This is a genomic window from Cronobacter sakazakii (genome assembly GCF_000982825.1).
In the GTDB taxonomy this organism is placed as follows: Bacteria; Pseudomonadota; Gammaproteobacteria; order Enterobacterales; family Enterobacteriaceae; genus Cronobacter; species Cronobacter sakazakii.
Genome location: NZ_CP011047.1, coordinates 395256 through 407939, shown reverse-complemented (window position 1 = coordinate 407939; position 12684 = coordinate 395256). Strand labels below are relative to the sequence as shown.

At 53.8% G+C, this 12684-nt stretch carries 12 protein-coding genes and 1 tRNA gene; 12 read left to right on the top strand and 1 reads right to left on the bottom strand.

Annotated features, from left to right (window positions below):
• Positions 1–56: 56 nt before the first annotated feature.
• The gene (locus CSK29544_RS01895; RefSeq protein WP_007891260.1) at positions 57–1721 is read left to right on the top strand and encodes a DnaJ-like cysteine-rich domain-containing protein; all 1665 of its coding nucleotides are present in this window, start codon (positions 57–59) and stop codon (positions 1719–1721) included.
• 463 nt (positions 1722–2184) lie between these two features.
• Here the strand turns inward: CSK29544_RS01895 and ahr are convergent, their stop codons facing one another.
• Positions 2185–3204 carry an NADPH-dependent aldehyde reductase Ahr gene (gene ahr, locus CSK29544_RS01890; RefSeq protein WP_007891258.1) on the bottom strand — a complete coding sequence of 340 codons (1020 nt, stop codon included), beginning with the start codon at positions 3202–3204 and terminating at the stop codon, positions 2185–2187.
• Between the two features lie 214 nt (positions 3205–3418).
• Here ahr and CSK29544_RS01885 point away from each other — a divergent pair.
• The 11 genes from CSK29544_RS01885 to CSK29544_RS01825 all read left to right on the top strand — a co-directional run bounded on the left by CSK29544_RS01885 (position 3419) and on the right by CSK29544_RS01825 (position 12660).
• Positions 3419–3502: transfer RNA gene (locus CSK29544_RS01885), tRNA-Leu, on the top strand.
• A 537-nt stretch (positions 3503–4039) separates the two neighbouring features.
• Positions 4040–4612, top strand: coding sequence for a hypothetical protein (locus CSK29544_RS01880; protein ID WP_029039485.1), 573 nt, complete (start codon positions 4040–4042; stop codon positions 4610–4612).
• Between the two features lie 81 nt (positions 4613–4693).
• Positions 4694–5464, top strand: coding sequence for a DUF3800 domain-containing protein (locus tag CSK29544_RS01875; protein WP_029039484.1), 771 nt, complete (start codon positions 4694–4696; stop codon positions 5462–5464).
• A 917-nt stretch (positions 5465–6381) separates the two neighbouring features.
• Positions 6382–6957 (top strand): recombinase family protein, encoded by a 576-nt coding sequence (locus CSK29544_RS01865; RefSeq protein ID WP_007891253.1) that lies wholly within the window; start codon positions 6382–6384, stop codon positions 6955–6957.
• A 1255-nt stretch (positions 6958–8212) separates the two neighbouring features.
• Entirely contained in the window at positions 8213–10057 is a 1845-nt protein-coding gene (locus CSK29544_RS01860) for a DEAD/DEAH box helicase (RefSeq protein WP_007891252.1), read from the top strand.
• A gap of 43 nt (positions 10058–10100) precedes the next feature.
• Complete coding sequence (locus CSK29544_RS01855) at positions 10101–10535, top strand: hypothetical protein (protein WP_029039482.1); 435 nt, start codon at positions 10101–10103, stop codon at positions 10533–10535.
• The gene (locus tag CSK29544_RS01850) at positions 10532–10741 is read left to right on the top strand and encodes a hypothetical protein (protein ID WP_001676745.1); all 210 of its coding nucleotides are present in this window, start codon (positions 10532–10534) and stop codon (positions 10739–10741) included. Before CSK29544_RS01855 ends, CSK29544_RS01850 begins: the two co-directional genes overlap by 4 nt.
• Positions 10738–10926, top strand: a complete 189-nt coding sequence (locus tag CSK29544_RS01845) for a hypothetical protein (RefSeq protein ID WP_001676744.1) — start codon at positions 10738–10740, stop codon at positions 10924–10926. Before CSK29544_RS01850 ends, CSK29544_RS01845 begins: the two co-directional genes overlap by 4 nt.
• On the top strand, positions 10910–11491 hold the full coding sequence (locus CSK29544_RS01840; protein ID WP_007891251.1) for a hypothetical protein: 582 nt from the start codon (positions 10910–10912) through the stop codon (positions 11489–11491). Before CSK29544_RS01845 ends, CSK29544_RS01840 begins: the two co-directional genes overlap by 17 nt.
• A gap of 245 nt (positions 11492–11736) precedes the next feature.
• Positions 11737–11976 (top strand): hypothetical protein, encoded by a 240-nt coding sequence (locus CSK29544_RS01830; protein ID WP_000047581.1) that lies wholly within the window; start codon positions 11737–11739, stop codon positions 11974–11976.
• A gap of 3 nt (positions 11977–11979) precedes the next feature.
• Positions 11980–12660 carry a hypothetical protein gene (locus tag CSK29544_RS01825; protein ID WP_007891250.1) on the top strand — a complete coding sequence of 227 codons (681 nt, stop codon included), beginning with the start codon at positions 11980–11982 and terminating at the stop codon, positions 12658–12660.
• Positions 12661–12684 lie beyond the last annotated feature (24 nt).

Below are 12684 nucleotides of genomic sequence, written 5' to 3'. Positions count from 1 at the left end.
GGCCCACTCTGACGGCAGCCTGCATTTTGACGGGTCATTTCGCCTGAGGAGATATCATGAAAGACGCCTGGCTTGCCGCCTGCGATACCACCATCCAGAACTTCGTCCGCGACTCCACGCGCCTTGAGCCGGGTGAGCTTAGCGTCGTGCCTGTCGACTATATCGATTTCCACTACCAGATAAGCCTGCGGCTGATTTTTAATGTCCGCACCGACACGGCAACCCAGGCGGGGCGGGTCTCCGCGGGCCTTAATACTGATGTCTGCCACTCGCGCACGGAGTACGAGCGCGCCTTACAGGCGCAGACCAGCGCCATCCTCGCCCGCGATAAAACGCTGGATGACGCGCGGGCGTCGCTGCTCTCACGGCCTTACGGCGACTGGAAAAGCGAAGAGGTGGTCTATCTTCACCCAATGCAGGTCTGCCTGACGGAAAACTGCAACAACTGTCACGGCAGCGGTTCGGTCAACTGCGGCCAGTGCCACGGCTCCGGAAAAACGTCCTGCTATGGCTGCGGCGGCAGCGGTCAGGTGATGCGCCAGCGCAGCTATTACGACCATTACACCAAACAAAACCGCACCGAAAACTACTACGAGAGCTGCCCCACCTGTTACGGCGGCAGGGTGACCTGTAACGGCTGCGGCGGCTCCGGCAACAAACAATGCTCACCGTGTAGCGGCACCGGGATGATTTCACACATTACGTCGCTGAAAGCGACCGCCACGCCGGACTACCAGCTCGTTTACCCGCAGGCGGACGTGCCGGAGTATATCCGCGAGGGATTATACAAGGCAGGCGTGCCGTCGCTCGGCAGTTACGGCCCCGTTGCGCTGATGGATAACGATGTCGATTACGCGCGCCGCGACGTGCATGTTCTCTATGACGCGAACGTGCCCTTTGGCCGAATGGAGAGCCCGCTGCCGGAAGCGGGCGAAGAGCCGATTCGCTGGATCCTCTACGGCGTGACGCCGCATATTCTCGACGCCGGGCACGTATTGCAGGCGCTGCTGAAAAACGATCTCGATATGCTGGTGCGCCAGGCGACGCCGGGCAAACGGCGCAACCCGCGGGTAGGGGCCGCCAGCCGTAAAACGGTGCAGACGTTTATGGAATCGGAAGCGCACCAGGCGATGCTTATCGAACATAGTCGCGGCAAGCGGGGCGACGCGCTGCGTGAAGCGCTCAACCGCGCCTTCGCCACGCCGTATCTTAACGAGGCGCTCGAAAGCCTCGGCAGTCTGGTCAGCGCGGTACAGCGCTGGTCGCTGGCGAAGTGGAGTCTATTTACCGCGCTGATGATGTATCTGCTACTGCCGGTAGTAACGACCTGGCAGCGGCAGGGAATGATGAACGTCGATACCGGGCGCATTTACCTGACGGCACCCGGCCATATCAATGGCGTGTGGAACGTGGAAGTCGGGCTAAAGGGTATCGCGATGGTGCATGGCATACCAATGCTATGCATCGCGCTGGTCGGCACGCTGGTGGGGTATCTGTGGCGAAGCCACTGGCTGAACCGCCAGTTCGGCAAGCCGCTCACCGCGTGGGGCAAACAGCAAGGGCGGTTGCGTAGCCGATGGCTGCTCGGCGCGGTGCTGTCGATGGCTATCGCCACCGCGCTGCTGCTGGTGGCTCCGGTCTGGATCTCGCAGGACGAGATGCTCTATGGCGTGGTGCCGGTGCATGAGTTGATTCAGAAAGTGGCGGAGTTAAGGCAGTAAGCGCGTTGCCGGCGGTGGCAGTAATGGCGGGTGCGCTACGCTTACCCGCCCTACGAAGGACATGCGTGGGTTGGGTGGCGGGTGCGCGTTGCTTATCCGCCTTACGGAAAAACGTGCATGGGTTGGGTGGCGGGTGCGCTTTGCTTACCCGCCCTACGGAAAAACGTGCATGGGTTGGGTGGCGGGTGCGCGTTGCTTATCCGCCCTACGGAAAAACGTGCATGGGTTGGGTGGCGGGTGCGCGTTGCTTACCCGCCCTACGGAGGACATGCATGGGTTGGGTGGCGGATGCGCTTTGCTTATCCGCCCTACGGTGAGGCCAGGGTTTTGTAGGGTGGGTAAGCGAAGCGCACCCACCATGAAATCCGCAGCCACACCCACCCTGGAAAATCTCTCGCGAACCCACTATCTACAACGGTTAAAAAAGGCGCCCTGCGGCGCCTTTGCTTTTTACTTTTACCAATCAGAAATCCGCTTTCAGCACCACGCGGTAGCGCGCTTTACCATCGCGCACGTGTTGCAGCGCCTCGTTGATACGGGACATCGGGAACTCTTCGGTTTGCGGTGCCACTTTGGCGCGCGCCGCCAGCTTCATCAGCGAGCGCAGCTCGTGCGGCGAGCCGGTCGCGGAGCCGGTGACGCTGCGATCGCCCATAATGAGCGAAAACGCCGGTACTTCGAACGGCTTCATCACCGCGCCGACGGTATGGAAATTCCCGCCCCAGGCCAGCGCCTGGAAGTACGGCATCCAGTCGAGCGACACATTCACCGTGTTGATAATCAGATCGAACTGACCGGCCAGTGCCTGAAGCGCTTGCGGATCGCGGCTGTTCACCACTTTATCCGCGCCCATCGCCAGGATCTCTTGCTCTTTAGACGGATTCGAGCTGAACGCCGTCACTTCGCAGCCCATCGCGCGCAGCAGCTTGATGGCGATATGGCCGAGACCACCGATGCCAATAACGCCGACGCGGCTGGTGGCGGTGATGTGATGCATCAGCAACGGTTTGAACACCGTGATGCCGCCGCACAGCAGCGGACCGGCGGACGCGGCGTCGATGCCTTCCGGCATCGGGATCACCCACTGCCAGTTCGCGCGAATTTTATTGGCGAAACCGCCGCGGTTCAGAATGGTCGGCACGCTGCCGTGCTGACAGTTCACCTGGTTGCCGCTGATACAGGCGTCGCAGTGCTCACAGCTTGACGCCGTCCAGCCGATACCGACGCGCTGGCCCACTTTCAGGCCCTTGTTCTGCGCGCTGCCACCCAGTGAACTGACGCGGCCAATCACCTCGTGGCCCGCAATCAGCGGATACGCTGAAATGCCCCATTCGTTATCGATCATCGAGAGATCGGAGTGGCAGATGCCGCAGTACTCAACCTCAACCTCCACATCCTCAGGCTTCAGTTCGCCTGCGTCGTACTCATAGAGTTCAAGCTCTGCGCCAGCTTCGTGCGCGGCGTAACTTTTGATGATGGTCATCGCGGTTTCCTTTGTTGTGAATATCCCGGAGATTGTAGAACATTGAGGTTACAGAGGCTGTTCACGCACTGAGCATGGCTCAAAGTGTGAAAGGGGGTAAGAGCCTGAAAAAGCTATGCCGTTTTTTTCACCATCTGATGATATGGGCTGGGGATAAGGCTTGCGCAGGAGGGTGTAGCAGGTATAATCCCAACGTTTTCCGCATCCCTTCCGTGCCGGAGTGGCGAAATCGGTAGACGCAGTTGATTCAAAATCAACCGTAGAAATACGTGCCGGTTCGAGTCCGGCCTTCGCACCAAGTCACTAAATTCCTTACAATACAGCTAGTTAGACAATAAAATCTGTCTCTTTTGCCTGTAAGAAATGCTCTGTTATGTCCCTTGAAAAAGCCGCTGTGGTTGATAGTGGTAATTGGGATGTTAACTCATAGCGGCGTGTAGTTCCAGGCGTCAAACACGTACTGACTCAACTTGAAAGCTATGACGTAGCCACCGTCTCTAAACAATCCCAAAAACTTTTAGTGAAGCGCATTTTAGCCCGATGCCCCCGTTCTGTCGCCGTCGCGAGACGCCGCAGGGGATAAACAGGTTTATGGTGGTCACGGTACTTGCAGACCATATGCAAGCTCTGCCAGCGGTTCGGCCTCGCTCCCCTTGGGTACATGGTCATCCTGATAAGCCTCACTAACTGACATAACCCTGATGAAGTCGCCAGAGGCTCCGCTTGTTGTCTTACCACCAACGGGGCTAATGGTTTGTAATGGTTGAATGTATGGAATCATGTATGTGGTAGCTTTGGTACACTGCATGAAAACTGGTACTGCTGAGGGAATACGATGCGCACACAGGAAGGGCTTAAAGCCATTTACGAAGCCAGATGGTCAAGGTACGAGAAGCACCTGCATGCTGGTATGGATACCACCTCAATCATACTAAAAGGGCATCTTTTCGTTGAGGAATTACTTTTTGAAATTTTGAAATTGCATTGTCGGGATAGCGGCCCGATTGAGAATATTAAGCTCGGCTTTAGCCATAAGCTAAACCTAGTGCATGCTATGTTTGGATCTCATTTACCGGGCATGGAATTCCCCAAAAATGTTTGGGCTGCTTTGGATAAATTGAACAAGTTGCGGAATGCACTTGCACATAGCATTGACTCTCCAAGAGCTGCCGAAGTCTTCAGGTCCTTTGTTTCATCGTACAGCCAATTGGTTGGCAGAGAGGTACAGGTTCACATCACTGATGAAATTCCGGGGATAGACCGCAAGCTCGGACTGGAGTTGATTGGTATCATTATGTATTTGCTAGGATTTTTAGGGTGCTTGCATGGTATAGCCTATCTCAACCCACCACTCATGTACGGCAGTGAAATCCCAGTTACGATACCCAACAAGATTGAGCACGAGTGACAGTAAGCTGACAAAGCAAGACATTGCTTGCCGCTTGGGTTGGACATAAAATATCCATTAAATTAATAGTGGGTATTATGCATGGAATACGTGGCCTTTGGTGATGAGAGTGGTACGACAGGAAGTGACCGCTGTTACGGCATTGGTTTGCTGTGTGTTCGTAAAGACACACTGCATATCTTTAATGAGCGCGTTCAGAAGCTGAAAGACAAGTACGGTATTGTCGGTGAGTTGAAGTGGTCGAAGATTAAGAACAGCGCAGGGCAGGCAAACATCTGCATTGAGCTGCTGGCAATGGTGCTCAAGAACTCATGCTGCTTTCACTCGATTATCGTTGTGAAGAACATGTACAACAACTGGCAGATGGATAGAGAGCTGGCTTTTTACCAGACGTACACGATGCTTGTTAAGAACGTTGCTAAGCAGATTAAGAGTGATGTTGAAGTCATCATTGATCAGAAGATTGATAAGTACAAAAAGAACGATGAAGTAACGGGTATTATTGCTAACCGCATGCTAGCTAGAGCCGGGATAAAGACGTTGGTTAAGTCGGTGACGATGCACGATTCTAAGCACCATCTGGGATTGCAGGTGGTGGACATCCTGACGGGGGCTGTGAACTCTGGGTATATGAAGTATCTGAATCCACGGTTAGAACTGTCGGTGGCTAAAGAACTTGCCTTCGAGCGGATGGCTGCTTTGCTTGGCTGGGATGTGTTTCATTACGATACGTTCCCGAATAAGGATTTCAATATTTGGCACTTCCCGCAAGAGATGCGAGCTATGCCGGGTTCCAAGAGTATTCGTCCAGATTACAGCGTTCCGCTGGTTAAGCGGGAAGAGCTGGCCTAACCTACCCTTATCGCAAGCTAGATCTGAGTGGAAAATTTGATGAGTTACGATGACCTAGACCCCGCAACAAGGCGCGTCTTGCAGCAAGCGGAGTACATGAGAAGCAATGAGGCCAAACTAGCGCAGATTGCCCTGATAAAGCATCACAAGGCTTATATGGACTGGAGAACAGACAGTGGGGATTTTGGCGACCCTTGCCCGAGTACGAAGGAGGCCAGACTTGAGCTGTTGTGGACGCGTCAGAATATGCTGGGGCATGAAACGCTGAATGTGTTGGGGTTCTCTTTCGAACAATTGTACGAAGACCTAGACAGTGCGCTATCAGATGCGATAGCGGCAAGAGATGGGGTTGCGAGGGAATGGGCGGCTGTGTCTAATGTGGCTGAACTGAATGCTTTATGGGAATGGTTCCGAGAGAGACTGCCCGCTGACTACGTATCACCGTATTAGAAATAGAATGCAGCCTTATCCCAAAAGATGTTAGCAATCCCCACCGCAAGCGGCTCTCAGGGGCTTGTGCGCACGAAGTAATGCGGTTGTACTGGGTATGTGCGCACAGCCCTCTACAAGCCGCATTCTACCGTTAGCATATAGCTGAATCCCCGGCTTGAAAAATTGCATGTTTATGGTTGCCCCTCCCTCAACTGTATAGCTCGCCCGCGCCCCCGTGCGCATGTGCGTGCCTGCGCGTCAGGGGGCGCTGAGAAAACCCTAAGATTTTGCTCATCCGAGCCAACCGTTGCAGGCGCGTGTTGCCGAGGGCACACTGCCAGCGTTTGATGGTGTCATCAATCGTTCGATTCTTGCTACCTGTCTGAGTGATTACTATCTGGTATCATCAATTTAGGGTTTGACTAAATGCTACCACTAATGCAATGATGCTACCGTTTTGTGATACCAGACGGGTGAGGTGAACCATGAGGGCTTTTATCTACTGCCGCGTTTCAACACGCGAGCAGGATACGCAGAATCAGGTGCTGGCTATTGAGCGTGCCGGGTACACGGTGCCTGAGAGCAGGGTAATCAGCGAGGACATTTCCGGCAGCGTTCAGGCTATGCAGCGCCCTAAGTTTCGGGCGATGGTTGAGCACAAGCTGGAAGCGGGAGATCAGCTTGTCGTGCTGAAATTGGACAGGCTGGGGCGTGACAACATCGATGTGCAGCAGACCATCGACATGCTGTTAGAACGCGGCGTGAAGGTGGTGTCTCTTGACCTGCCAGCGCACGACCTGACTTCATCCGAAGGCACGTTAATCAGACACATGTTCGGAGCCTTTGCGGAGTTCGAGCGGAACCGTATCCGTGAGAGGACACTGGACGGGCTGGAGAAAGCGAAAGTCAATGGCGTTAAGCTGGGACGCAAGGAAGCCACCGACACCACTCAAAAGGTGCAGGAGCTGCGGAGTGAGGGGCTGTCTCAATCGAAGGTAGCGAAGCGTCTCGGCGTTAGCGTGAGCACCGTTAAACGCCACTGGAACAAGGGCGAGGGGTGATGACCTACAAGCGAACAAGGTGCTACGACTGGCCGTTACTGGGCTGTGGGTGATGGATGACCTACAGCTTTTGTATTGATTTCAGAGAGTTGTGTTATACTTAATGTCGTAATGCTATGATTTATAATGTATTTTCGTATTACTTGCGGCTCTCGATGTGAAGAGGTGGCGGGGCTTTAGCCGTGCCAGACGATGAACATCGAGATCAGATTGTGAATGTGATTCATCACTGAACAATTCGAGGGATGGGGCAGGGGAAGGGATCAAAGGCTGCGTTGTCCAATCAATAAGCTAGATTTGAAGCTGGTCAACACGTTAGTAGTATCTTTAAAGTTGCATTTAAAATACATGTACAGAAAAGGGTTCTTCCCTTTCATCCCTTCTCCTAATCAGTGTTATCGCTTTTCGCTCTACACTGGCTGCGCTTCTCGCTATGCTCCAGCCCGCTCCATCGCCTTTGGCTCATTCCCGGTCTTCGCCCGCTGCTGATGCTCGGCCACTCTACGCAACCGTGCTTGCCGTGGCAGGCAACGCGGCGGGGAGGTGTAGTGGGACGGTACTCTGTATCGGTATTACTTCTGTATTCAATCTTATCCTGATATCGGTACGGTATTCTTCATAACATCTTCAATTCATTTCTGTAGCATTCAATCATCTTCCTTGTTCGTTTCCTTTCAGGTCTTAGCCGCTGGTCATCGGTCTTACTGCCTGCTGTGCTACTGCCAGCTATGGCACGCCGTTACGGTCTACTGTCTGTTACTGTCCTACTGCGTTCACTGTCTGCCGTCTGTCATCCTGTCGGATTCCATCCGTTGACGTTCCGCGCTCGCTTGTTCGGCTGCGCCGCGCTCGCTCTGCGTATCTAGCGATACTATATCACTATAGACACTTTCATAATTATCTAATGATTACAGTAACTTATGTTTTCTGTTTTAAAAGCTACTAATAAGGAGATATAGAGCATTACTTACCCGCTTTTGACCGACAAAAATCGCGTTGTTAAGTATTGCCAGCCCAGCCTCAATAAGGCTTAGCGAGGTGGTGGCTAAAAAATGAGCTAATGAAGGTATCTACTAAGGAGAAAGAATAACTCCCTAGTCGCGACAAATTCTCCGATTTTGAAGGTAAGTATTATGGCAGAGACACTGACACTGTTGCTGACATGAAAACCTCTAAAAGGGCAGAGAGTCTGCCGAACCCGTACCGCTGACCCAACCTGAGCTAATCCCTACCCCTATTTTCTGGAGATTTCACCATGCCAACAAACCTACGCCGCCTGCTTGCGCAGGCTGCCGACGCTGACCCGCTCAATACTGCGGACGCAGATGTACAGCAAATGATCGCTGACGGGATTGTTATTCGACGTTCCAAGATATGCCCCGTAAAGCGTAAACCCGTTAAGGCGGCATACAACACAAAGACCGAAGAGTTTTATTACAATGCTGATGGTTCCGCTATGACTCTGCGGGAGTGGAGAGCGATGCACGGCGTGCAGCCTAAAAAGCAAAAACAGCGCTCTGACACTGGGTTGCGGCAAGTCATCCAGCCCGGCGACGCGATTCATTGCCGACGAGCTGAGATAGAAATGTGGCTCAACAAGAAGCCTGCTCGGTATATTGACCCACTGCCGCCAGATTTTCCCGGTGTGCGTGTCGACGATGCCGCATTGAAACCGCGCGAGCACGCCGTGCCGGAAGCGACAACCGGACAGAATGCTTTTCTCAAAGCCTGCCGCGAGTTCCTGATTTGTGATGAGAAGACTATACACCGCATCAACAGGGGCATGAATAAACTGGAAGCGATGCGCAATTCAGATTTCAAACGCTACGGAGACTCAGCGGAGTTTCGTCAATTGTGGTGTGGAGAGTCGAAACCTACCGAGGATAAATTTAACAGTACAAATCATCATTGTGACCCAAACGGCTTGGCAGTGTCGCCGTCTGTGCCGTCACTGAATACAGCCTCTTATGAGTTTCGCCCGCTGGTTCGCTGTGACCGAAACGCACGCGTTAGCCTGTTGCCACCCGATGGGCTGGAGTGGAGGCCGGGGCAGTTGTCTGTTGCTGATGCGATCTTCTCCCGTGGTAGTGATGTGCTGGCCGTTCTGCCTACGGGTTATGGCAAGACCGCCGCCTTCGCTTATCCATTGATTTATGAGTCCCGCGCTGGCGTTGGCCTGTCTGTAATCGTGGTTCCCACTAATACCCTAAAGCGCCAGATTCTCCGCCAGTTGCGGGATGCTGGCGTTCACGCAGTGGCATTCGGTGACAAGTTGCCGAGGCACCGCAACGCTCAACAACTCGCGGGGCTGGCTGCCGGGGCGTTCCGTGTTGCTGTCGTTTCACCTGAGCATCTTGTTCCGTCGAGTCAGGTCTTCGCGGCGCTGATGGCTTACGGCGTTGATCGTTTTATCATCGACGAAGCGCACACGGTTAAAGACTGGGATTTCCGACCCGCTTACGAGGCCATGCAGCACTCGCTACAACATGCCTTTCTTTCGGCTCAACGCTGCGTATTTACGGCTACGCTGCTACGCGAAAATGAGCGCAGTTTAATGGCGTCGCTTGGCTGCCGTGGTGATTACGTAACATTCCGTGCTGATGTTGCTCGCGAAAATATCCAGTTGACGACAGTCAGACAGTGCCGCGAACGTTTCCGAGCGGCTATTGGTCTGGTCGAGGCTCTGCCGAAAGAAGAGAAGACGCTCATTCTCGTCAATGACCTTAAGACGTTGCGGGCGTACCTGAAACTCTTAGGCGACCGGGCGCGGCCATATCACTCGAAGACGATGCACTTGAGTAACGAAGAACGCCACGCAAACGCTGAGTGGTTTGCCACTACGCCGGGCGCAATTCTGATTGCTACTAAAGCCTTCGGGCTGGGGGCTGATGTGCCAGACATTCGCAACGTCATCGTTACATATATTCCTGATGACCTGCCTGACCTCATTCAGATGATTGGACGAACCGGGCGCGATGGTCAACCTGCCCGCGCGTTTCTGCTGTGGTCATCGCTGGCGCTGGATGCTGCGCCTGATGAGCTTGCTTACTTTTACCGCGCTGAAAACTGCAACTGGGATTACATCTCCCGCTTCCTCTGAGCTGACCAGCTCGCCTGTTTAATTCCCCTTCTGGAGAATCCTTATGCCTGATGAAACCGTGCTGCATCGCGCGGGGCGTTCTGACGCCCTGCTTAATGCCCAACTTGCATTTGCTTTGAACGGCTATTCCTTTGATGGATTGGCCGAACGTCATCGCAAGACTATTCACCGTGAAGCCATCCTTCGCGAGGTATCTACACCGCTGGAGCGATATTGCCTGCTGAATGATTGCGAGCCGTGGGAGTGTCTGGCCGCTGTGCTGAACCGCATGAAAAGGCCGGATGGCTCGCGTCGCTGGAAAGCCGTCCGTTTGTCCGACCGGGTTTTCAATGGCCGAGTGCATCCAGTGCGCAAAACGCCTGATGAAGTTTACGCCGCCATTGCCCGCCACTTGTTCCTGCCGAAGCCTGTGCATCAAGAAGTGATACAGCACATCCGTGCGCTTGGCTTGTTACCAGTTGGAGATAACCACCAATGACGAAATCTGAATTTGAAGCCGGAGCATGGGAATTAAAAACCCTGCTGCTGGGTGCGTTGACGCGCAGGCTTAAGGAGGATGAGGCGGGAGAGTCACGCATGGCTGCTGCCGAGTTGTCATCCTGCGTGAATTTCCTCAAGCAGAACGCCGCCGACTCGCCTGATACAACCTTTAACAATGTATTCCCGGAGGATGACAACCAATGACCCCCGAACAGTTCCGGCACTGGTTTTCCTCGCTGCCTGAAAAATACCAGCGCGTAGCCCGTTCCATGTACGACGACGCCCGCAAGACGGGAACACACACCGCATCTAGCCTCGCCTTGATTAAAGACCTTGTAGAAGATTCGATTAACTTTGATGGAGAGTTCCAGCATGACAACCACCAGTAACGCAACCCTGACCATTGCCGACATCCAGCACATTAACCGTTTGTGCATTGTTGAGCACATGAACAACGCGCAGATTGCTGATGCCACTGGTTTCAGTCTGGCAGATATCGACGCCGTAATCCGTGGTGTTTACGTGGACGATCTCGCCGACCAGTGGAAGGATGACGCTGATATTACCCTGCAAGAATACGACACTATCCGCCGTCGCTATCAGCCCGGCAAGTTGCATCGGGACACTGAGTATGCCATCGCTCGCGATATGCTGATTCGCCCTGAAACTGTGTTGGCTATCGCACATTCCCGCTTTAGCAATGCTCACACGCACCCGGCAGAGAAAACCGTGAAGGTGAAGCCAGCTAAGCCGAAAGCAGTGCGCAAGTTAGTGCCTACTGATTTAGATGAAATCCACAAGTTAGAGCGCTTCGGTTGGCCTGCTGCGGATATCGCCGGGAAGCTGGGCGTCCCTGTTGAGGTCGTCGCGCATGTGCAACGCTGCCTGAGAAATCGTTGGTCGTACCCGGATACTCTGGAGTCTGTTAACTCCAAATTCAGCGAGGCTGAATGATGGCAGAGAACGAACCTCTGCACCCCGCCGTTAACCCTGATCTCTACGTGAACCTTGACGAACAACGTGAAGGATACGCCCCGTTTGAATCACGCGGCTGGGATGTACTGACAAAGAACCTGTCCGGGGAAGGGCGAACTGACCCCGGCCAAATGCTTAACCAGAATCCGAAACAACGCCCGCGCGGCTCCGTTGGTGAGCGTCGTTGGCTTCGTAAACGTGGATTACTTTAACGAGGAATTACCATGAGCAAAACTATCGTATTGCTGCCGCCACGCAAGAATACAGACTGGGCTGCGCAATTAAAGCTGATTTCTGAATCGCTTGAGGTGAGTCAGGCAGACCTCGCACACGCCTATCAGGTTGATCGTCGAGATATGGGTAAAGCGTATCACGGTGTGCGCAAACTGCCGGAACGTTGTGTGCCTGTTCATATGCTGTTGTTAGCGCAGGTACACGACTTTAGAGCATTATCAGGAGAGTAATTTATGTCTGACCAGAATGTTAATCCGTACCTTTCCGGTGCTGATGCTGCATCGCAGCAATCGCCATACATGGCTGCACCTGTTGGAGCTGACAATGGAGCATCCCGCTTTAGCTCTGCGCCTGCTGATGCTGATTTCCTCCGTACCCAACCCGTTAACGGCAATGATGGCGGACAATGGAATAATGGCAATATCGCAAATCAGCAAGACCAGAACGCTGACAGCGCTGGGGCGCAAGTGGGCGACACACTGCAATTACAGGATGGCACCACTGTTGAGTTGACTCCTGAACTTCATGGGCTGATGGGGCAATTTCACCAGTCTGTTGAAAGCCAGCTAGGGCAGGGTTCAGTTGACGCTATGTTGCAGTACGCTGGCACGCTCGACGCCGGGACGCAATCGACTCTTGAACGGATGGTTATGTCTGGCGACCCTGCGCAGATGCAGCGGGCGGTTCAGTATCTGCAAGAGCGTATGGCTGGCGGTTCCATTACTGGTTACGTCCCGAACGGCCAGACTGCCGCGCAACCTGTCGGAATGTCACATGCTGAGTTTATAGCAGCGTATGACCAGCTTTCGCAGTGGGCGCAGCAATCAGGGTATGGTCCCGGCCATCGCCAGTACGATGAACAATACCGCGCTCTGGTCTCTCAACGATCTGCCGGGAAAAGAGCTGGCCGCTAACGCCTGATACACATACCCAGTAGG

Bases quoted from the DNA above. Each gene is read 5' to 3' on its own strand.
- CSK29544_RS01895 (WP_007891260.1), top strand. From the start codon at position 57: ATGAAAGACGCCTGGCTTGCCGCCTGCGATACCACCATCCAGAACTTC.
- ahr (WP_007891258.1), bottom strand. From the start codon at position 3,204: ATGACCATCATCAAAAGTTACGCCGCGCACGAAGCTGGCGCAGAGCTT.
- CSK29544_RS01880 (WP_029039485.1), top strand. From the start codon at position 4,040: ATGCGCACACAGGAAGGGCTTAAAGCCATTTACGAAGCCAGATGGTCA.
- CSK29544_RS01875 (WP_029039484.1), top strand. From the start codon at position 4,694: ATGGAATACGTGGCCTTTGGTGATGAGAGTGGTACGACAGGAAGTGAC.
- CSK29544_RS01865 (WP_007891253.1), top strand. From the start codon at position 6,382: ATGAGGGCTTTTATCTACTGCCGCGTTTCAACACGCGAGCAGGATACG.
- CSK29544_RS01860 (WP_007891252.1), top strand. From the start codon at position 8,213: ATGCCAACAAACCTACGCCGCCTGCTTGCGCAGGCTGCCGACGCTGAC.
- CSK29544_RS01855 (WP_029039482.1), top strand. From the start codon at position 10,101: ATGCCTGATGAAACCGTGCTGCATCGCGCGGGGCGTTCTGACGCCCTG.
- CSK29544_RS01850 (WP_001676745.1), top strand. From the start codon at position 10,532: ATGACGAAATCTGAATTTGAAGCCGGAGCATGGGAATTAAAAACCCTG.
- CSK29544_RS01845 (WP_001676744.1), top strand. From the start codon at position 10,738: ATGACCCCCGAACAGTTCCGGCACTGGTTTTCCTCGCTGCCTGAAAAA.
- CSK29544_RS01840 (WP_007891251.1), top strand. From the start codon at position 10,910: ATGACAACCACCAGTAACGCAACCCTGACCATTGCCGACATCCAGCAC.
- CSK29544_RS01830 (WP_000047581.1), top strand. From the start codon at position 11,737: ATGAGCAAAACTATCGTATTGCTGCCGCCACGCAAGAATACAGACTGG.
- CSK29544_RS01825 (WP_007891250.1), top strand. From the start codon at position 11,980: ATGTCTGACCAGAATGTTAATCCGTACCTTTCCGGTGCTGATGCTGCA.